The following is a 19,798-nucleotide window of genomic DNA, read 5'->3' as shown; positions in this document are numbered from 1 at the left end:
AACAGGGGCCTAACATTGTCGGCCCCCATTGCTAACTATAACTTAGTTTATGCTACACAAAGGTTTCACATAGACCAAGTGTGACACAGAGCCGCTATTATTCAGCTTCTACGAAACCGTCTTTTTCAGCAACTGCAGCTACGTCTTTGTTACGACCTTCAGATACTGCTGAAGCAGCAGCGTTCAGGTATAGCTGTACAGCGCGGATCGCGTCGTCGTTACCTGGGATTACGTAGTCAACGCCGTCTGGGTTAGAGTTAGTATCTACCACAGCGTATACTGGAATACCTAGGTTGTTAGCTTCTTTAATTGCAATGTGTTCGTGATCAGCGTCGATTACGAATAGAGCGTCTGGTAGGCCGCCCATGTCTTTGATACCACCAAGAGATTTCTCTAGCTTCTCCATTTCGCGAGTACGCATTAGAGCTTCTTTCTTAGTTAGTTTGTCAAAAGTACCGTCTTGAGATTGAGTCTCTAGTTCTTTTAGACGCTTGATAGACTGACGAACTGTTTTGTAGTTTGTAAGCATACCGCCTAACCAGCGGTTGTTTACGTAAAACTGGTTGCTTGCGATTGCAGCTTCTTTAACAGCTTCAGATGCAGCGCGCTTAGTACCTACGAATAGAACCTTACCTTTCTTCTCGCCAACTTTAGCTAGTTCAGCTAGAGCGTCGTTGAACATTGGTACAGTTTTTTCTAGGTTGATGATATGAACTTTGTTACGAGCGCCAAAGATGAATGGCTTCATTTTTGGGTTCCAGTAACGAGTCTGGTGACCGAAGTGAACACCAGCTTTTAGCATATCGCGCATTGATACAGTTGCCATTTTAAAATCCTCTATGGGGTTAGGCCTCCACATTCCCCATAACTCCGACCAAGCTTCTGCTCAGCACCCCGGAATATGTGACGGAATGTGTGTGATTTAAAGATAAAAGGTTATTCGGATGAAGCTTGCTTCGCCGCTTAACTTTGCTAAACGAAGAGAACAGTCCTCTATTCCGGCGCGCTTTATACCATATTTTAGCTCACTGTGGCTAGTAAAAATTATTTCTTCACCGAGCCACTTTCTCCTATTTATAAGCAAAACTTTAAACATATGATCGAATTAAGAATGATGCATATTCCTATCTAACTTGGGTTAACGCCCCGATGTCTGATAGAATGCGGCCATTCGCACGTTTACGTGCTTAGGAATAAGTAGAGAAAGCCAATGTCAATCAAGATTAAAACTGCTGAAGAAATAGAACGCATGCGCATTGCGGGCAAGCTAGCCGCAGAGATTCTAGAAATGATCGAACCACACATCAAAGTTGGTGTGACGACAGAAGAGTTAAACAAAATCTGTCATGAGTACGCTCTAGAAAAAGGTGCATACTCTGCTCCGCTTGATTACCATGGTTTCCCTAAGTCGATCTGTACTTCAATCAACCATATCGTATGCCACGGTATTCCAGCGGAAAAAGACGAAATCGGTAGCAACGGCCAAATGAAGCCGGCGGTACTAAAAGATGGTGACATCTTAAACGTTGATATTACCGTAATCGTTCCAAATGATGAGAATGCCGATCTGAGCGTGCGTCCTCAGGGTTACCATGGTGACACTTCTAAGATGTTCCTAGTCGGTGATGTTTCGCCTGCAAACAAACGTCTGTGCATGGTAGCTCAAGAAGCACTGTATGTTGGTATGCGTACCGTTAAGCCAGGTTCAACAGTTGGTGACATCGGTACAGCTATCGAGAAGTACATCAAAGAGAACAACAAGAACAATCCTCGCAACAAGTTTTCTATTGTAAAAGACTTCTGTGGTCACGGTATCGGCGATGAGTTCCATGAAGAACCACAAGTGGTTCATTACAAGAACAAAGACCGCCGCGTATTAAAAGAAGGCATGTGCTTTACTATTGAGCCGATGATTAACGCTGGTAAATTTGGTTGCTCTGTTGATGCACAAGATGACTGGACTGTTTACACGGGCGACGGCAAGAACTCTGCGCAATGGGAACATACCATTGTAGTAACAAAAGAAGGTTGTGAAGTACTAACGCTTCGTAGCGACGATACGATTCCTCGCCTAATGAAAAACGCGTAAAGCTGACGACCACTCGTTGTTTACTATATCCCTGCTTCGGCGGGGATATTTTTTATCTGCCGCAAATTTGTTAGATTGTTATTAGATTAGCTTGCACGGATGGCAAATATGACACTTCAGTCCCCTCTTACCTTTTCCGATGAACAAATCAATATCGGTGAACTCAAACGAGAATTAGAGAAGTTTAGCTCTAATCAAAACCAAGAGTTTCTCAATCATCATCCGGTAACAAGCTTGGTTTTAGCCAGAGCTGAATATATGGATCTGCTTCTCAATCGTTTGTGGCAACATTTTGGTTTCAACGATATTTACAACATTTCCCTGGTTGCCGTTGGTGGCTACGGACGAGGCGAGCTGCATCCGCTCTCCGATATCGATATTTTGATTCTGTCGAACAATAAACTGCCAACCGCGTTAGAAGCAAAAATCAGCGAATTCATTACGCTGTTGTGGGATTTAAAACTCGAGGTCGGACACGCTGTTCGCACCGTTACTGAATGTGCTGAAATTGGTAAAGCCGATCTAACGGTCGCGACAAACCTGCAAGAAGCGCGACTGCTGTGTGGAAGCGAGGACACCTTTCAGGCACTGAAGAAAGTCGTGTTATCAGACTCCTTCTGGCCAAGTGAGACGTTTTACCGCGCTAAAATTCAAGAGCAGCGCGAACGCCATGCACGTTACCACGACACGACCTACAACTTAGAACCGGACATTAAATCAACCCCTGGCGGGCTGCGCGATATTCATACATTAAGCTGGGTCGCTCGACGTCACTTTGGTGCGACTTCATTGTTAGAAATGAGCCGATACGGATTTTTAACTGACGCAGAATACCGAGAATTGGTTGAATGTCAGGACTTCCTTTGGCGAGTACGTTTCGCTCTGCACATGGAGCTTCGCCGCTATGACAACCGCTTGACCTTTGCCCATCAAGCACAAGTTGCGGAAAATCTAGGCTACGTCGGAGAAGGCAATCGAGGCGTAGAAATGATGATGAAAGAGTTCTACCGCACGCTTCGTCGTGTGGCAGAGCTCAATAAAATGCTACTCAAACTCTTTGACCAAGCAATCATTAATGGTGGGGCGACAGAAAGTGCCGAGATTCTCGATACAGACTTTCAACGTCGCGGTTCTTTAATTGAAGCGCGGAAACCCGCATTGTTCCAAGCTCGCCCAGAAACTATTCTGGATATGTTCTTACATATTGCTAACGACTCAACTATTGAAGGGGTGAGCCCACCAACGCTGCGTCAACTGCGCACCGCTCGCCGTCGGCTCAACAAGTTTTTGCACACCATTCCTGCTGCACGTGAAAAGTTCATGGCGTTATGTCGCCACCCTAATGCTCTGCACAAAGCATTCAGCCTCATGCACCGATTAGGGGTTATGGCGGCCTATTTACCGCAATGGAGTCAGATTGTTGGTCAAATGCAGTTTGACTTATTCCACGCCTACACGGTTGATGAGCACAGTATTCGCTTACTTAAACACATCAACACTTTTAGTGACCCAGAAAATCATGCGAAGCACCCTATTTGCTGTGACGTCTACCCTCGGATGCAAAAGAAAGAACTGCTGATTATTGCCGCTATTTTCCATGACATCGGGAAAGGTCGTGGCGGCGATCACTCGATTATCGGTGAAGGAGAAGCGTACGACTTCTGCATTGAGCATGGCTTATCGAAGCCCGAGGCCAAACTTGTCGCTTGGTTGGTAAGACATCATCTATTAATGTCTGTCACCGCACAGCGCCGAGACATTTATGATCCCGATGTCATTACCGAGTTTGCCAAAAAAGTCAGAGACGAAGAATCTCTCGATTATCTTGTATGCCTGACAGTTGCAGATATTTGTGCAACCAACCCAGAACTTTGGAATGCTTGGAAACGAACTTTACTTGCGGAGCTGTATTACTCCACACAACGTGCTTTACGTAGAGGCCTAGAGAACCCTGTCGATGTGCGTGAGAGAATTCGCCACAATCAACAAATGGCCTCCGCAATGCTGCGCAAAGAGGGGTTTGCCGCACGCGAAATTGAAGTATTGTGGCAACGCTTCAAAGCTGACTACTTCCTTCGTCATACTCATACGCAAATCGCGTGGCACTGCGAACACTTACTTCGCATGGAAGATCCGACTAAGCCTTTGGTGTTGATCAGTAAAAAAGCCACTCGTGGCGGCACTGAGGTGTTTGTATATACGAAAGACCAGCCTGCTTTATTTGCGACGGTCGTGGCGGAGTTAGATAGGCGTAATTTTAATGTACACGACGCGCAAATCATGACCAGCAAAGATGGGCACGTGATTGATACCTTTATGGTACTCGATCAACATGGCGAAGCGATCGATGAATCTCGTCACGCGGCGGTGATTAAACACCTCACCCATGTACTGGAGGCGGGCCGACCAACCAAGATTAAAACGCGCCGTACTCCGAACAAACTTCAGCACTTTAATGTGAAAACCAAAGTCGACTTCTTACCAACCAAAGGTAAAAAACACACTTTAATGGAGTTTGTCGCGCTAGACACACCAGGGCTGTTGGCCAAAGTAGGCCGTACGTTTGCTGATTTAAACATCAACCTTCACGGTGCCAAAATCACCACCATTGGTGAGCGAGCAGAAGACTTGTTTATTTTAACCAGTGATGCAGGGGGAAGATTAAGTGAAGAACAGCAAGATGAGCTAAGAGAGAGATTGATCGAAAAGTTATCTGATGAGGTCGCAGCTTAGATCAAACCTTCCAATCTTTTCGGTTCAGGGCGAGAGCGATCTTGCCCACAAGTTAAGCATTTTGGCTAAATATCAGCTATCTAGCTCATACATAGGCTGCTACAGTTATATCAATATCAATTCGATGTAATAGAGGTAGCCTATGTATCCCCACCTCACTGGTTTGGGTATTCACGACCCTAAGCAGATTGAACGTTATTCCCTACGCCAAGAAGCACACAAAGACGTACTCAAGATCTATTTCCACAAGCAAAAAGGCGAACTATTCGCTAAAAGCGTTAAATTCAAATACCCACGCCAAATCAAAAATGTTCTTGTTGATAGTGGCAGTCACAAATATAAAGAAGTAACGGAAATCAACCGTAACCTCACATTAGTCATTGATGAACTGAATAAAATCACTAAGCCAACGAAACAACCTGAGGTTGATGTAAAAGAGAAAATTCTTTCAGACCTTCGTCATTTAGAAAAAGTCGTTTCGAGTAAGATCGCAGAGATCGAAGCGGATCTTGAAAAACTAAAGTAAACGTTAAGTCTTAAATTTTAAAAAAGGGTTAGCATTGATGCTAACCCTTTTTATTTGTACCCAATCATTATCTAGATCTAACTGCACCGATTATCGGTTAATCATCGATTCATCCCACTCAAATCGAGTGAACAATTGCTGCCAAGTTTCATCAAGATTGGCCGTCATGACAATCTCTTGATCGGTAAATGGATGGACGAACCGTAACTCTGAAGCATGCAGTAGCAGACGATGAGATTCAAACTCTGTGCGATACAGCTTGTTGTGCTTTCCATCCCCGTGCGTTGTATCACCCATGATCGGATGGCGTAGATGTGCCATATGACGACGAAGTTGGTGCTTACGCCCCGTTTTAGGTTTCATCTCAACTAAGCAATAACGCGTTGTAGGAAATTTACCCGTCGAATAGGGAACTTCCACTTTAGCCAACGGCTTATATTCCGTCACCGCTTCTTGCGCTTCTTTTTCTTGTGAAGCGAACTTATCAGCAATCTTGTCCAACTCGACTTTGAGCGCGTAATCCAAGACGCCCTCTTCCTCAATCCAACCGCGTACTATTGCGTGGTATGTCTTTTCCATTTTATGTTCAGCAAACATCGGCATGACTTGTGATGCGACTTCACTCGACAACGCAAACACAAGCACACCAGATGTTGGACGATCCAGACGATGCAATGGGAACACATGCTGACCAATTTGGTCGCGCAAAGTTTGCATGACAAATTGAGTTTCGTGTTTATCTAACCAACTGCGATGCACTAACATGCCGGCAGGCTTGTTGACCGCTACAAAATATTCATCCTGATAAACGATCTCCAGCTCAACTGGTTCTGAAGATCGCGCTATTTCTTGTTCTAGCATTCGTTTACTTACACAGTTCGTCAATGGTTCGGATTGTAACAAGCAGCTCTGCGAACTGCGGTTCCTGCTTCCACGCTTCTGAAAAATAGGGCTCGAGAGAAAACCCTCTTGGCAATGGTTGGTTGTTTTCCACTAGCACGTGCATTCTGTCTATAAAGATCCACTGCAACCACTCATGAGGATGCAATGTATCAATCGCAAATGGCTCCACGCTTTGTAAGGCTTGCTCTGAAGGCCTAGTGTGTTGCCACAACTTATGTTCTTTAAGCTGCGTTTCAAGTTGGTGAAGTAAGTCGACCAATTGAGTATTTGTTACCATTAATTCTATCTCGAACCTTGAATTAGCCGAGAATGATACCATTTCTTGTGAAAAGAACGTTAGGACGTCGTATTTAATGGAAAACATTCAAATCCTCACTCAACTGTTGAACAACAGCCGCTGTGATTATCAAATCTTCGATCTTGGTCGTCGTATCAAAACCATCGCTAAGAAAGAGTTTGCCGATGTAGAAAAAGGTCAAGCACCGTACCCATTCCCAATGCAGCGTAAAGCACACCTTGCCATCGCTTATTGGAATGAACAAAAGCAACCTTGGATTTGGTTTCTAAAGTTTGAATTGGACGAGCGCGGTTTGTTAAAGCAATCAGATATCGGCAATTTCATTAAATACGTAGTGGAAGCCATGGGAACACGCCTCAATGATGAGATCTCTGAAGAGCAACAGCAAAAGCTGTCTAATAACCCATATACGTTCAAACCTTCCGAAGACAAAATGGCCGTGTTTCATAGCCAGGTCCGCGCGAACCTCGATCTTCCTACCAGCCAATATTATGAGCACACTCAGCATTACTTTTCAGGTGGTTTAGGCTGGGATAATTGGCAAACCGTAGGTCTGCAAGGGATCACCGACATGGCCGCTCGTTTAGACAAAGAGCAAAACGGGGTAATGATACGCAAAGCGTTGAACCACCTACCGAATGAACCACTTTATGCTCTGATGGGTGCGCTTGAGCATGTAGAGTTACAAGAACGTTTAGCTGAGCGTATCGCCGAAAAAGCACAACAAGAAATCGCAAGTAGCGAGCCTGATCTCTTCCTACTTTCAGCGCTTATCCGAGCTTTGGCTGGCGCACCAACAGAAGTTGCCTCTCCAGTGTTAGAAGCGATTTTACAAAGCCCTCGTTTAAGCCATCAGGAAATACTGATTGGCGTGGCTGGCCGAGCTTGGCACTTACTAGCCAATGAAAAGGTAGCAGAACAGTTTTTGCTGCGTTTAGCTCAAACTGGTAATCAAGCTCTATTTAATCAGTTATTTGCCGATTTAGTGATGCTACCTGAGTTAAGAATGGTGCTATTGCCTTTACTGCATTCAAACCCATCAGAGGAACTAGCAAATGCGCTAGTAAGCTTACAACAAACAACAAAAAGCTAAGAAAGGTTCAGGAATGATTGGTGATCTTTTAGCAATTTTAGGGCTCTGCTTTTTCTGTTACCTGTTTTGGCAACAGCGTCGCCAAGCCGAACTCGCAAAAGCGGCCATCACGCGTAAATGTGAGCAATTGGATCTCCAATTAATCAGCATCGCCTTTGGTGCCCATAAACTAAAAACGCCAGACGGAGTCTGGCGTTGGCATACGGTGTATCAATTTGAGTTTTCATCTCTTGGTGACGATTGCTACCAAGGAGAGTTAACCATGGTCGGTTTCAGGCCGCAGAACTTTCACCTACCACCGCATCGCTTGTAAATTCCATTTCAAAGTAAGGACCATATATATCCTTACTTTCTTTTGTTTTAACAAATCCCAGCTTTTTCAGTACTGCCATAGAAGCTTGATGATTGCTATTCACGTTAGCTTTCACCTTATTCAAGCCCAACTCACGGCACGCTTTGGGGAAAAATGCTTTTAGTGCTTCTGTTGCCAACCCTTTACCCCAATATGATTTATCAAAAATAAACCCTAATTCAGGTTCGGAATCGAGATTAGCAATGAACACGTGCCCCATATAGTCACGACTGGTGCTCTCTAGCACTGCCATACTATAAATGTTCTCATCATCCAGTATTTTCTCAAACATCTGTTTGGCAGACGCAACTGTATACGGACCATTCAATTCAGCACGGTTTTTCGCACAGCAATTCAGCATGACGAATTCTAGTTGCAACGACTCATTGTAGGGTAGAAGAAGCATTCTTCTGGTTACTATGGCCACATCTGTTCCTTGATTACAACAAACTTAATCTATCCGCAGATCACAAACTCGATGAGCTGAACATGCTCAATGATTGCGGGCATAACACCTTGTAGAGAAGCCGAAAGTTAAACCAACTGGTTGGAAAGGATATTGATCTGAGTTGTTTTTTATTAAGTGTTATTAGGAATTTATATATTTTGTGATATTGATATCCCCAAGTAACATCGAGATGCTTAATTCAATGAGAATACTGGATATCGTTTTTATATAAGAAAGACCCCGACACATAAGTATCGGGGTCATGGTCTTACTCGCAGCAGTCCGGCTACTAAAAGTGCTCCATGCATCATCCATAATAGTGGCTGATTCCGTCAGCTTATTCCTTACGTCGCCGTCCTAGCGGTGTCCTTATCATCCTGACTGCTAACATTCCTCGTTAGCACACGTCACTTGTTCCTTGAGCGGTGTCCCTTGCATCTTCCTGATGCTGTCCATAACCTCAATCCTAGAGGGGTCCATTGTCTATCCTTAGTCATCAACATCCTATTGATGATCGTATCCTTACAATGTCCTACGCTCCATGCTTGATTAATCATCCTGACCAACCAAATCGTCTTCCTGACGATAACCAAATCCTTGGTGCTTTCCTGTTCCATGTCTGCTTCCTGCTGACAACTCTCAATTTACGCCTTTTCCAAAAATAGACAATCTATCCAAGATAAATATTTGGCTCTCACATTGGTTAACAAGTTGTTAAATCATTATTTATCAGAAACTTAAGCTCTTCAGCTTCTCTTTTTCCGCTTACGAAATCGTTTTCTCTCACAACCTATGTAAGAGATCTCTCACACTACACTCTCCAAAATGCCATTCGCCAAATCAGCGCACTCAACGTATGATGATAGATATATCGTTGTTAAGGATTAAAAATGTTAACTCAAGACGTTACTAAAGAATTAGAAGCGGCAATGGAACAGTTGCAACAACAAGGAAAAGAGCCAACCGTAGCGTTAGTGAAAGCACGATTGAAAACGCCAGTTCCAATGCCAGCGTTAATCACCGCAATAAAAAGTTGGAAGAGTGCTCAACGCGTACCCAAGGTTGAAATCGCAGCACAGCACCACACCGATAATGATCGTCTTGAAGCCCTAGAACACACCGTAAAAATGCTAGCCATTCGTATTGAAGAGTTAGAAGCGAAACTCAGTGAGAAATCATCATGAAGTTATGGGTAGATGCAGACGCGTGTCCAAAAGTTATTCGCGAAACCATTGTGCGTGCCGCCGAGCGTACGGGGATTGAATGTACGTTTGTCGCTAACCACGTTGTCCCTGTGCCGAAAAGAGACAACATCCACTCGCTGCAAGTCCCTGCGGGATTTGACATCGCAGACAACGAAATCGTCAAGCGTGTAGAAGCCAACGATTTGGTGATCACGTCAGATATTCCGCTTGCAGATGAGGTTATCTCTAAAGGCGCTCAAGCCCTCAGTTCTCGTGGCGAGCTCTATACAAAAGACACCATCAAAGCTCGCCTAAATATCCGCGACTTTATGGAAACCATGCGTTCAAGCGGAATTCAGACAGGTGGGCCCGCCGCGCTTTCTCAAACCGATCGACGCGAATTTGCAAACCATTTGGATCGTATTTTGGCGAAATTTAAGAAGTAACCCTCACTCTATTCATATTGAGCCAGCAAATAAAAGCCTGGCTCATTCCTGAAAATTCATTCTCAGCATTGCACCCAAAGCGTGCTCTTACTCCCATTTGTTTTGTTCTGTTTATTTTTCATCTCGCTCACCATAGCTTCAATATGCAACGTGGTTTATTTTGAACGACGTTTTTAATAAGTGTATAGAGAATAATGGGCTTTAACATCGTTTCCAGTGGAAGCTACCTGCCAACGAATCAATGGTCTGATCGAGAGATGGATCACTTCCTAAAATTAGCGCCAGGGACCTGCCGAAATAAATTCGACGTTGAATATCGTCATGTAGCCAATACAAAAGAGACCGCTATTTACATGGCGGTGCAGGCAATAGAGCAGTGTTTAGGAAACACACATACCTTAAGCTCCGTTGATCTCCTTATCTACGCTAGCGGCACACACCACCAGTCTCTACCCTACGACGCCTCAGCGGTTCTCGCCGCGTTAGACGCTCCAACATGGCTAGAAAGCTTTGATTTGAACAGCACCTGTTTATCCTTTCTCTCTGCGCTTGACCTTGCTCAGAGTCTATTCTTAGCAAAACGGTACCGTCGGATTCTTATTGTCACCAGCGAACTCGCCACTGGCATCACACTGAATCGAAATTTTACGCTCAAACCAGAAGTTGCAACCTTATTCGCGGACGGTGCCGCCGCATTTTTGCTCGAAGAACACGACGATGATGGATTGCTCACCAGTCACTTTGAAACGCATCATACCGGGTATTCATTTTGTCAAATTAAGGGCGGAGGTAGTCATATCAATCCGCATACCTCCGAGCATCAAGCCTATTTAAAAAGTTGCCAGTTTGAAATGGAGGGCAAAGCACTCTTTAAACATGTGCGTAAAGCCTTACCAGCGTTTCTAAAAAAAGGCTTTGACGCCTCTCCGGTAACACTCGGCGATATTGATTATTTTCTTCCTCATCAAGCCAGCGCGCATGGATTAAAAAAACTGCCTTCACTCACCGGGCTACCAACAGAGAAAACCGTTAATCACTTTTCGACTTTGGGAAACCAAGTCGCCGCCTCACTCCCAATTAACTTACACTGGCTGCGTAATCAGCCAGAAGCCGCAGGAAAACATGTGTTATTAGCTGGCACCGCCGCAGGGTTGTCACTAGGGATGGGAGTGCTAAAACTATGAAGATATTGGTCACTGGTGGCAGCGGGATGTTGGGTAGCGCAATTCTGAGAATGTTTCACCAGCAGCATGAACTGCACTTTACAGCACGAAATACAGTCATAGCTAAACAACTCGCCGAGCAATTCGATGTTATCCCACATATAGTCGATTTAAGAGACCACTCAGCAGTTCATGCGGTATGCCAAGGTATGGATGCAATCATCCATTGTGCCGCTCTCTCAAGCCCATGGGGAAAGTGGCAGGCGTTTTATCAAGCCAATGTAGATGCCACCAAAAACCTCGTCAATGCGGCTAATACCTATCAAATCTCGCGTTTTATCCATATTTCCTCCACCAGCGTCTACTTTGACCATCAAGACCGTTGGAATATTCGAGAAACCGACGCCATAGCTTCATACTGGTGTAATGATTACGCACACACAAAATACCTATCGGAAATTGAAGCCGTAAAAGGCCAAAGCAAAGCGATCATTTTAAGACCGCGTGGCATTTTTGGACCCAATGATCGCGCGATTATCCCAAGAGTGCTTAAGGCGATAAAAAACAACACTCTGCTTCTGCCATCGGGTAGAAATCCTGTGGTTGATCTGACCTATGTCGACAACGTTGCCCATGCAGCGATGCTCGCTTGCACTCAGGCAGGCCAACTTCAGCATGGTGATGTGTTCAACATTTCCAACAACGAACCAATGCCAATTGAGACTGTTCTGCAAGCTTTATGTGAGGGGTTAAACCTAAAAGTAACGTTACAATCATTACCATACGGTGTGGTATCACCATTATTAAAGCTCAGTGAGCAAATACGAAGGCACTTACCACATCAGCCAGAACCAAGGCTCACCTCATACAGCGCAGGATTATTTAACTATCATCAAACTCTGGATATCAGCAAGGCGAAACAAACACTGAATTACCAACCGCTTTTTTCAATTCAAGAAGGAATACAGCAGTATGCAAACTGGTCTAAAAATAAAAATCTTTGAGGCTGGACACTGCGTACACCCAGGCTTTGTTGTCAAACCAGGTTCTGGTATCAAGCCTAGAGCATTTCCGGCAGCCGTTGCGTTAATTCAGCACCCAACACAAGGCAACATCCTGTTTGACACGGGATATCACGAGCATTTTTTTAGCGCGACTCGCCCCTTCCCTGAACGTTTTTATGCTTGGACAACACCTTGTCGCTATAAAAAAGAACACGGAATTGTTGCGCAGTTAGCAAAAGAAAGTCTCAAACCTCATGATATTGAACACTTAGTACTCTCCCACTTCCATGCTGATCACATTGCTGCCGTGTCTGAGTTTTCCCACTCTCAATTGCATTGCCAACAAAAAGGGGTGGATGCAATTACTAAAAGTGGTCGAATTGGAGGCGTAAGAAAAGGATACCTAAAAGCTCTACTTCCTCCACAACTTGAATCTAAATTATTCATTCATAGTGACTTTTCTGTACCAATCAGCCAAATTCTTCCTCAGTGCCAAGGTGTTAATTTGCTCTGTAAAGACATGTTCGACGACGGATTCATTTATATGGTTAGCTTGCCAGGCCATGCTGCGGGTCAAGTGGGCCTATTAGTTAAGAGAGAACGAGATTGGATGTTCTTACTCGCCGATGCATGTTGGTTAATTGAGAGCTTGAGTGAAAATATCGATCAGCATTGGCTGGCTAACATGCTTTGCGATGACACAAAGGCCTATAAAAACACCCTCTCCGAGTTGAGAAGTTGCTACCAACAAACCCACCACTTTGTTCGCTTCGTGCCTTCACATTGTCAGGAAACTATCCAGCAGCTAATCAAAGAAGGGTGGATGAAGTGATAACGCTTATCTCAGAATTCTGGCGAACCCGCTACCGCCCTTTCGGTTCAAGGGAACAAGTCGAAGCTTGGCAGCAACGACATTTAACGCAACACCTAGATTGGGTATGCTGTAATTCACCGTATTACCGCTCACTTCAAGGTGCAGTACTTAGTGATTTCCCTATCATGAATAAGCAAACCATGATGGAGAACCTCTCGGAGTTGAATACGAAAGGCTTAGATGCTGAACAGCTAATGCAACAAGCACTCGAAGCAGAACAGTCACGCAACTTCGCCGCTTCAAAAGTTGGCGATGTTACTGTTGGGCTTTCTTCGGGCACATCAGGCATGCGCGGGTTGTTTCTTGCTGACAAACAGGAAACGCAACTGTGGGCTGGCAATATATTGGCTCGCCTGTTGCCCAACCTATGGCAAAAGCACCGAATTGCGCTAGCCTTGCGCGCCAACAGCCCACTGTATAAATCCGTCGCGAAAGGCCCTGTCACATTCTTTTATGCGGATTTAACTAAACCTTACCAAGAATGGATAAAAGAGTTGGATGAGTTCCAACCCACGCTTTTGGTTGGTAGTGCGCAAGCTCTTCAGCTCTGCGCCCAGTTCAGCGGTCAATTTGGTCAACCCGCAATTCAACCACAGCGGATCATTTCTGGTGCAGAAGTCCTAACTGAGAGTGACCGTCACTTTATCTCTCAACGGTTCGACAGCGAACTCCATGAAGTCTATCAATGTACCGAAGGTTTTCTTGCATGTACTGATCAGCATGGACAAATGCGCTGGAATCAAGATGTTGTTTACATCGAAAAACATTGGCTGAATACCGAACGTACTCATTACAGCCCAATTATCACCGATTTTCGTCGTAAAACTCAGCCCATTATTCGTTATCAGCTCGACGATATTATTGAGAATAAACAGGATAATGGCGTATTTGAACCTCTTGGCGCGATTGCCGGACGATGTGGTGATCGCCTCACGCTAAACGCAAACCACGTCCCAGTGACGGTGTTACCAGATCTCATCTACCGCGCTATAACACTATCCGCCCAAAGTCGCGTGGATTACCGAATCACCCAAACAGGGTCACAAGCCATTCAAATTGAAGCGGATGTTCACCACCATCGGGTTATACATCAAGCCTTGATAAAGTTGTTTGACCAATTGCGGCTTGATCCTGTCAGATTTAGTTACCGCCCTGCGCCTATTTGGACGCCAATGAATAAACAACGACGTGTGGTGAACATATGCGGGTCTTAATCACCGGAGCCCGAGCACCAGTTGCACTAGAGTGGGCAACCATGTGTATGCATCATGGACATGACGTAATTCTCACCGATTCGCTAAAAAAAACTCTAGGATCGTTTTTGCGAGGTATCGAGTCTTATATCCCCACCGCTTCGCCTCGATTTGCGTTTCCCACCTATCAACAGCAGATCCTAAAAATCATTACTCAGATGCGTATTGATATGGTGATACCCACTTGTGAAGAAGTGTATTACTTGGCTCATGTTGCCAAACAATGCCCAGAAGTAGATTTTTTTCTGCCCAATGTAGGACTACTCAATGCCCTGCACAACAAGTTGACCGTCTTTGAACAGCTTCAAGATTTGCCAGAAATTACACTTCCCAAAACTCGTTTGGTCGCTGATAAAAGTGAGGTTGAAATTAATAAGAGAACCGTTCTAAAGCCAGTTTACTCTCGGTTTGGCGGGCAAGTCATAAGAGATGTGACGACTCAGTCTATTTCTGCCGCCACGATATCGCCCCTTTTCCCTTGGGTTCAGCAACAAAAAATCCAAGGGACTCCGGTGTGTAACTATGCAATTTTTGAACATGGTGAACTTAAAGCACACCAAGCTTATGTACCGAAATACTGTGTAAACAGCTCGGCCGCCAGTGCTTTTCAGCCGATCTCATGCAAACGACTAGATAGATTTATCGCCGCTTTTGGTAAACGTCATACTTATCATGGGCAAGTGTCGTTTGACTTCATCAAATCACAAGATGAACTCTACGTGATTGAATGTAACCCAAGAGCCACCAGTGGTTTGCACCTACTCTCGTCTCGATGCAACCAACTGCTTCCTAATATGGAGTTTACCAGTCCTTCCAAGCAGCGATTGCATCATTTAGGTCCAATAACACTCATCGCTGCAGGCGGGTTATCCCTGTTCAAGGCTCGAACTTGGCAAGATTGGTGGTCTGGAGTGAATGTGATGCAACAGCATAACTTACCGGTCGGGAGCCAAATCCGGAGTATGTTTGAATTACTCCGGTTAGCTAGGCAGAACAAGACGAAGTGGAGCGACGCTTCTACCGTTGATATTGAGTGGAATGGAGAGGCATTGAACTCATGACACTTTCCTCTCAAGAATGGCATCAAACCTTTATCACTCTTATGCAGTCAAATCCTATTGATGAATGCACAGCAAGCTTTGGTTGCTACTATATCGATGATGTTGCCATTCCTTACTCCGTAACACCAAAAATACCAAACAACTGTTATGCAGTCTCCCCTATGACACTGCTTAGTGGCTACGCCGAAGAAGAGCTTCACAAAGTCAAAAATGTGGCTGTTCGATGGGTATGTAAGTTACTTATTAATATGACTAAACCAATCTTATCATTGGCTGGATTGGATCAAGTCCAAACGCTCAACAATCAGTGCTTGTCCACCAATATGTATAGCGAACAATGGGCAGCCTTAAATCTCGATGAACTGCGTCGCGTCGCACTCGATCAATACCCCACCTTTCCCTTGGTGCTTCGCTCCCTCAACCAGCGTCAGCATTTACACTTAATTCAGCGATTGAAGCAGCCAAAATGGCAAAGCTTGGTAACACGACAAGTGTATTTACTTGATGATTGGCAAGCGTTCAGCTTCAACCGAGATTTAACGAAAGACTTCAAACTGCTTAATGATAAAGATTGGCAGTTTAGGCCACTGACCACTGATGAAGAATTTCAGCGCGCCAAAGAGTTATATGACATGCTTTACCTTAATAAATACAGCATCAATAACATCCAGTTTTCAAGCCAATATTTAAAACAGGCGAGCCAGAACAAATTAGTACATTTAGTGGGACTGTTTTATCAAGAAGAGATGCTGGCTACGTTAGGCATTGTAGAAATTGATAATGATATGACTTGCCCAATTTTTGGCTACGATACCAATAAGCCACAACGCCTCGCATTGTATCGTCGAATATCGGCCTATACCATCCGCCATGCCATGATATACCAGCGTCGCTTTAATATGAGCTCAGGTGCTCCGGCTTTTAAACGCAACAGAAAAGCCCAGCCAGAAATTGAATTTAGCTATGTGTATATTGCGCACTTACCCTGGTACAAACGCATAATTTGGAAAAGCTTGTGCTGGCTCACTCAGCACTTTTATCGCCCTTTGTTGATACGTTTTCAGCTATAAACCGACATCTATAATCAGGTAAGCCTGCGTACACAGTCTCAATCGATAAAAAAGCCTGCGACGTTCGCAGGCTTTTTATAATGGAGCTGTGTGAGGTAACCGTTTTCTACGGTGTGTAGTATGTTGCTGCGCCAGGGCCTACTGGTAAACCAAATACGAATACCCATAGGTAGAACAGCACACTCCAACCTACAATGAAGCAGATTGAGTAAGGTAGCATGGTCGCGATCAGCGTACCGATACCTAAGTTCTTCATGTAACGAGTCGCTACGGCAAGAATCAAACCAAAGTAGCTCATCATTGGAGTAATGATGTTTGTCGTCGAGTCACCAATTCGGTAAGCAGCCTGAATCGTTTCCGGTGCATAACCAACAAGCATCAACATAGGAACAAAAATCGGAGCCGTTACTGCCCACTGTGCCGATGCCGAACCAATCATTAGGTTGATAAAGCCACACATCAGGATGAAGGCAAAGAACAACATTGGGCCAGTTAAGCCAATTTCTTGCAGGAAGCTAGCGCCAGCAACCGCGAATACCTGACCGAAGTTAGTCCATTTAAAGAAAGCAACGAACTGAGCCGCAAAGAAAACTAATACAATGTACATGCCCATAGAAGACATAGATTTCGCCATTGCATCAATTACATCGCGATCCGTCTTCATCGTGCCAACAACTTTACCAAACACAAAGCCTGGAATAGCAAAGAACACAAAGATGAATGCCACGATACTTTTCAGGAATGGTGAACCTGCAATTGTACCTGCATCAGAACGTAGAATGCCGTCTTCTGGAACAACCGTCCAAGCAAGCAGCGCTGAAACAACCAGTACAGCAACACCTGCTAGTTTTAGGCCTTTCTTCTCAATGTCTGTTAAGCCACCCATTTTGTCGTTCGACAAATCTTCTGAGGCTTCTTCTTCACTGTATTTGCCAAGCTTTGGCTCAACAATTTTTTCAGTAACAAACGCACCTGTGATTGCAATGAAGAATGTCGACACAAACATGAAGTACCAGTTAACTTCTGGACCAACAGTGTAAGTTGGGTCAATCATTTGCGCCGCCGTTTCAGTAATGCCTGACAACAGCGGGTCAACCGTACCAATAAGTAGGTTTGCTGAGTAACCACCAGATACACCAGCGAACGCCGCAGCAAGACCGGCAAGTGGGTGACGACCTAAAGAATGGAACAGCATTGCAGCCAGTGGAATAAGTACCACATAGCCAAGCTCTGATGCCGTATTTGAAATGATACCCGCGAAAACGACCGTCACTGTTACCATGCGTTGTGATGCACCCATGACTAAGCCACGCATTGCTGCAGATAGCAAGCCTGAGTATTCAGCAATAGCAACACCCAACATCGCAACCAATACCGTACCCAAAGGTGCAAAGCCGACAAAGTTTTTCACTAGATTGGTAACGATTAGTTCAAGGCCATCAGCGTTAAGCAAGCTAACGACATGAATCATGCCATCCGCGGCACGACCTTTTGCACCCTCAGGACGAGGATCAACTACGGAAACTTCGAAGTATCCTGCAATACCCGACATCACCAGAATGGCTAAACAGAAAATGGCAAATAGTGTGATCGGGTGGGGTAATAAGTTCCCCAAATATTCGACAGTATCCAAAAAGCGCGTAAACAGCGGCTTCTTAGGCGAGTTTTGTTTAATTGAATCAGATGAACTCATCTGTTCCCTCCTTGTTTTTATTCCTATGCAAATGTGACAAAAATGTCAAAAAGCGTGCGAAGGGTACTTGAGTAGAAGGTCAAATAAAAGCCCTAAATGTTACAAACTGTGACGAACAGAGGCATTTATAACCAACATTGAATAAAAATGTAGATATTTCATCCATGTAAGATAATTAACTCAACATTATCAATTAAACAAAACCATAAGTTAGATATATGCAGGCTGATTACTTTTGCACAGCTTTGAATCTCGGGTTCGTTTTACAAATGACATAAAGACGCCCTCTCCGTTTTACAATCTGACAATCCGGATGACGACTTTTTGCACTTTTTAATGATTTTACTACCTTCATGATTTATTCCTTTTCGCTCTTAAATTGACCAAAACGACGGTTGAAGTTCGCAATGCGACCTTCGGTTTGTACAACGCGCTGTTTACCGGTGTAGTACGGGTGAGAAGCTGACGACACATCTAACGTAAAGTAAGGGTAAGTTTTGCCATCTTTCCATTCGATGGTTCTCTCCGTTTTCAACGTAGAACCAACGACAAAGTACTTATCTACACTGGTGTCGTGGAACACCACAGGACGATATTCAGGGTGGATTCCTGGTTTCATAATACTTTTCCTTTCAATTAAATTGTTATGTTATAACATTTTAATTAATAATCATTATCAACAAGAAAAGCAAGAGAAATTTGTGATACTTTTTATCTCAATGAATTCTTAAAGGTGTCCACCATGTATTCCATCGAACCCATCGGCGTCATTGAGACACCGTACAAAGAAAAGTTTGCAGTTCCGCGCCAACCACGCTTAGTACCAGAGGCTAAAGCACGCGTAAAACTGTTAGGTGCAGCAAATAGCCCTGAAGCAGTGCGTGGGCTAGAACAGTTCTCTCACGTTTGGTTGTTGTTTCTATTTGATCAGAACCTGGAAGCTGGTTGGAAACCAACTGTACGTCCGCCACGATTAGGCGGCAATGAACGAATTGGTGTCTTTGCCTCGCGCTCGACTTTCCGTCCAAACGGAATCGGAATGTCAGCCGTTGAAGTGAAAGGAGTCACTAAGCAAGGCGATCAAATCTATCTTGATTTAGGCAGTGTAGATCTCGTGGATGGGACACCGATTGTGGATATTAAGCCTTATATCCCCTATTCGGATTCTATTTCGGAAGCACAAGGCGGATACGCAGACCAAGAGCCAGAAAAGTCACAAGTCACCTTTTCTGCTCAAGCATTAGCAACGATAGAAAATCGATCCGATACTGACTATGTAAGATCAGTCATTGAACAAGTTCTGGCACAAGATCCTCGCCCTGCATATAAGAAAAACAAGCCGGACGACAAAGAATATGCGGTAAATTTGTTCGACTTGAACGTAAAGTTCACAGCAACAAGCAACTTAATAACGGTTACCGCTATTGAAAGCTTTTGACAAACGCAATTGGCTGATATTATAGACGGCTAACAAATTTCCCTTTCGGGAACTCCCATACTCCTGCTTATTCAAGCTTGAGTATCTAACTTAAATAAACGGATAAATTTAATGCGTACCAGTAATTATCTTCTTTCTACTCTGAAGGAGACTCCAAACGACGCAGAAGT

The 19,798-nt window shown here is 44.4% G+C and carries 21 protein-coding genes; 14 read left to right on the top strand and 7 right to left on the bottom strand.

The features are described 5' to 3' along the window. Positions 1-97 precede the first annotated feature (97 nt). On the bottom strand, positions 98-826 hold the full coding sequence (gene rpsB / locus R7041_RS15830) for a 30S ribosomal protein S2 (protein ID WP_005380327.1): 729 nt from the start codon (positions 824-826) through the stop codon (positions 98-100). A gap of 384 nt (positions 827-1,210) precedes the next feature. Between rpsB and map the strand changes: the two genes are divergently transcribed. The 3 genes from map (at position 1,211) to R7041_RS15815 (ending at position 5,348) form a co-directional block, all read left to right on the top strand. Beyond that, positions 1,211-2,089, top strand: a complete 879-nt coding sequence (gene map / locus R7041_RS15825) for a type I methionyl aminopeptidase (protein ID WP_005380326.1) — start codon at positions 1,211-1,213, stop codon at positions 2,087-2,089. Positions 2,090-2,197: 108 nt separating this feature from the next. Further along, positions 2,198-4,822, top strand: a complete 2,625-nt coding sequence (glnD, locus tag R7041_RS15820) for a bifunctional uridylyltransferase/uridylyl-removing protein GlnD (RefSeq protein WP_064368718.1) — start codon at positions 2,198-2,200, stop codon at positions 4,820-4,822. A 142-nt stretch (positions 4,823-4,964) separates the two neighbouring features. Then, positions 4,965-5,348 carry a DUF3461 family protein gene (locus R7041_RS15815; protein WP_005380322.1) on the top strand — a complete coding sequence of 128 codons (384 nt, stop codon included), beginning with the start codon at positions 4,965-4,967 and terminating at the stop codon, positions 5,346-5,348. A gap of 90 nt (positions 5,349-5,438) precedes the next feature. Here the strand turns inward: R7041_RS15815 and truC are convergent, their stop codons facing one another. Both truC and R7041_RS15805 read right to left on the bottom strand, forming a co-directional pair. Continuing rightward, complete coding sequence (gene truC, locus R7041_RS15810) at positions 5,439-6,209, bottom strand: tRNA pseudouridine(65) synthase TruC (RefSeq protein WP_206949376.1); 771 nt, start codon at positions 6,207-6,209, stop codon at positions 5,439-5,441. Positions 6,210-6,213: 4 nt separating this feature from the next. Then, the gene (locus R7041_RS15805) at positions 6,214-6,528 is read right to left on the bottom strand and encodes a YqcC family protein (protein WP_005391784.1); all 315 of its coding nucleotides are present in this window, start codon (positions 6,526-6,528) and stop codon (positions 6,214-6,216) included. 76 nt (positions 6,529-6,604) lie between these two features. Here R7041_RS15805 and R7041_RS15800 point away from each other — a divergent pair, with 76 nt between their 5' ends. Then, positions 6,605-7,642 (top strand): DUF3549 family protein, encoded by a 1,038-nt coding sequence (locus R7041_RS15800; protein ID WP_206949377.1) that lies wholly within the window; start codon positions 6,605-6,607, stop codon positions 7,640-7,642. A 13-nt stretch (positions 7,643-7,655) separates the two neighbouring features. After that, the gene (locus R7041_RS15795; RefSeq protein ID WP_005380315.1) at positions 7,656-7,955 is read left to right on the top strand and encodes a DUF3301 domain-containing protein; all 300 of its coding nucleotides are present in this window, start codon (positions 7,656-7,658) and stop codon (positions 7,953-7,955) included. Here R7041_RS15795 and R7041_RS15790 read toward each other — a convergent pair. After that, positions 7,915-8,400 carry a GNAT family N-acetyltransferase gene (locus R7041_RS15790; protein ID WP_005385338.1) on the bottom strand — a complete coding sequence of 162 codons (486 nt, stop codon included), beginning with the start codon at positions 8,398-8,400 and terminating at the stop codon, positions 7,915-7,917. The genes R7041_RS15795 and R7041_RS15790 overlap by 41 nt on opposite strands. Positions 8,401-9,332: 932 nt before the next feature. Between R7041_RS15790 and R7041_RS15785 the strand changes: the two genes are divergently transcribed. The 8 genes from R7041_RS15785 (at position 9,333) to R7041_RS15750 (ending at position 16,497) form a co-directional block, all read left to right on the top strand. Continuing rightward, the gene (locus tag R7041_RS15785; protein ID WP_033905520.1) at positions 9,333-9,626 is read left to right on the top strand and encodes a hypothetical protein; all 294 of its coding nucleotides are present in this window, start codon (positions 9,333-9,335) and stop codon (positions 9,624-9,626) included. Beyond that, positions 9,623-10,072: a YaiI/YqxD family protein gene (locus R7041_RS15780; RefSeq protein WP_005380310.1), complete on the top strand. Its 450-nt coding sequence runs from the start codon at positions 9,623-9,625 to the stop codon at positions 10,070-10,072. The genes R7041_RS15785 and R7041_RS15780 overlap by 4 nt, the downstream gene beginning before the upstream one ends. Positions 10,073-10,266: 194 nt before the next feature. Continuing rightward, entirely contained in the window at positions 10,267-11,256 is a 990-nt protein-coding gene (locus R7041_RS15775; RefSeq protein WP_172797315.1) for a ketoacyl-ACP synthase III, read from the top strand. Next, positions 11,253-12,239 carry an NAD-dependent epimerase/dehydratase family protein gene (locus tag R7041_RS15770; protein ID WP_053349821.1) on the top strand — a complete coding sequence of 329 codons (987 nt, stop codon included), beginning with the start codon at positions 11,253-11,255 and terminating at the stop codon, positions 12,237-12,239. Before R7041_RS15775 ends, R7041_RS15770 begins: the two co-directional genes overlap by 4 nt. Continuing rightward, positions 12,208-13,071: an MBL fold metallo-hydrolase gene (locus R7041_RS15765; RefSeq protein WP_064368720.1), complete on the top strand. Its 864-nt coding sequence runs from the start codon at positions 12,208-12,210 to the stop codon at positions 13,069-13,071. The genes R7041_RS15770 and R7041_RS15765 overlap by 32 nt, the downstream gene beginning before the upstream one ends. Then, positions 13,059-14,327, top strand: a complete 1,269-nt coding sequence (locus R7041_RS15760) for a F390 synthetase-related protein (protein ID WP_373921009.1) — start codon at positions 13,059-13,061, stop codon at positions 14,325-14,327. Before R7041_RS15765 ends, R7041_RS15760 begins: the two co-directional genes overlap by 13 nt. Continuing rightward, on the top strand, positions 14,315-15,427 hold the full coding sequence (locus tag R7041_RS15755) for an ATP-grasp domain-containing protein (RefSeq protein ID WP_064368721.1): 1,113 nt from the start codon (positions 14,315-14,317) through the stop codon (positions 15,425-15,427). Before R7041_RS15760 ends, R7041_RS15755 begins: the two co-directional genes overlap by 13 nt. Continuing rightward, positions 15,424-16,497: a hypothetical protein gene (locus R7041_RS15750; protein WP_064368722.1), complete on the top strand. Its 1,074-nt coding sequence runs from the start codon at positions 15,424-15,426 to the stop codon at positions 16,495-16,497. Before R7041_RS15755 ends, R7041_RS15750 begins: the two co-directional genes overlap by 4 nt. 106 nt (positions 16,498-16,603) lie before the next feature. Here R7041_RS15750 and R7041_RS15745 read toward each other — a convergent pair whose 3' ends face one another. From R7041_RS15745 to R7041_RS15735, 3 genes are all read right to left on the bottom strand, one after another. Continuing rightward, positions 16,604-18,190 carry an AbgT family transporter gene (locus tag R7041_RS15745; protein ID WP_005380301.1) on the bottom strand — a complete coding sequence of 529 codons (1,587 nt, stop codon included), beginning with the start codon at positions 18,188-18,190 and terminating at the stop codon, positions 16,604-16,606. 229 nt (positions 18,191-18,419) lie between these two features. Next, the gene (ykgO, locus tag R7041_RS15740) at positions 18,420-18,545 is read right to left on the bottom strand and encodes a type B 50S ribosomal protein L36 (RefSeq protein WP_005380299.1); all 126 of its coding nucleotides are present in this window, start codon (positions 18,543-18,545) and stop codon (positions 18,420-18,422) included. Between the two features lie 3 nt (positions 18,546-18,548). Further along, positions 18,549-18,809, bottom strand: coding sequence for a type B 50S ribosomal protein L31 (locus R7041_RS15735; protein WP_005380295.1), 261 nt, complete (start codon positions 18,807-18,809; stop codon positions 18,549-18,551). A 123-nt stretch (positions 18,810-18,932) separates the two neighbouring features. Between R7041_RS15735 and tsaA the strand changes: the two genes are divergently transcribed. Beyond that, positions 18,933-19,628: a tRNA (N6-threonylcarbamoyladenosine(37)-N6)-methyltransferase TrmO gene (gene tsaA, locus R7041_RS15730; protein WP_005380294.1), complete on the top strand. Its 696-nt coding sequence runs from the start codon at positions 18,933-18,935 to the stop codon at positions 19,626-19,628. The last annotated feature ends 170 nt before the right edge of the window (positions 19,629-19,798 follow it).

The sequence above is a fragment of the Vibrio sp. 1751 genome (genome assembly GCF_033339895.1).
Taxonomy (GTDB): domain Bacteria; phylum Pseudomonadota; class Gammaproteobacteria; order Enterobacterales; family Vibrionaceae; genus Vibrio; species Vibrio alginolyticus.
This window is presented reverse-complemented; position numbering and strand designations above follow the sequence as displayed.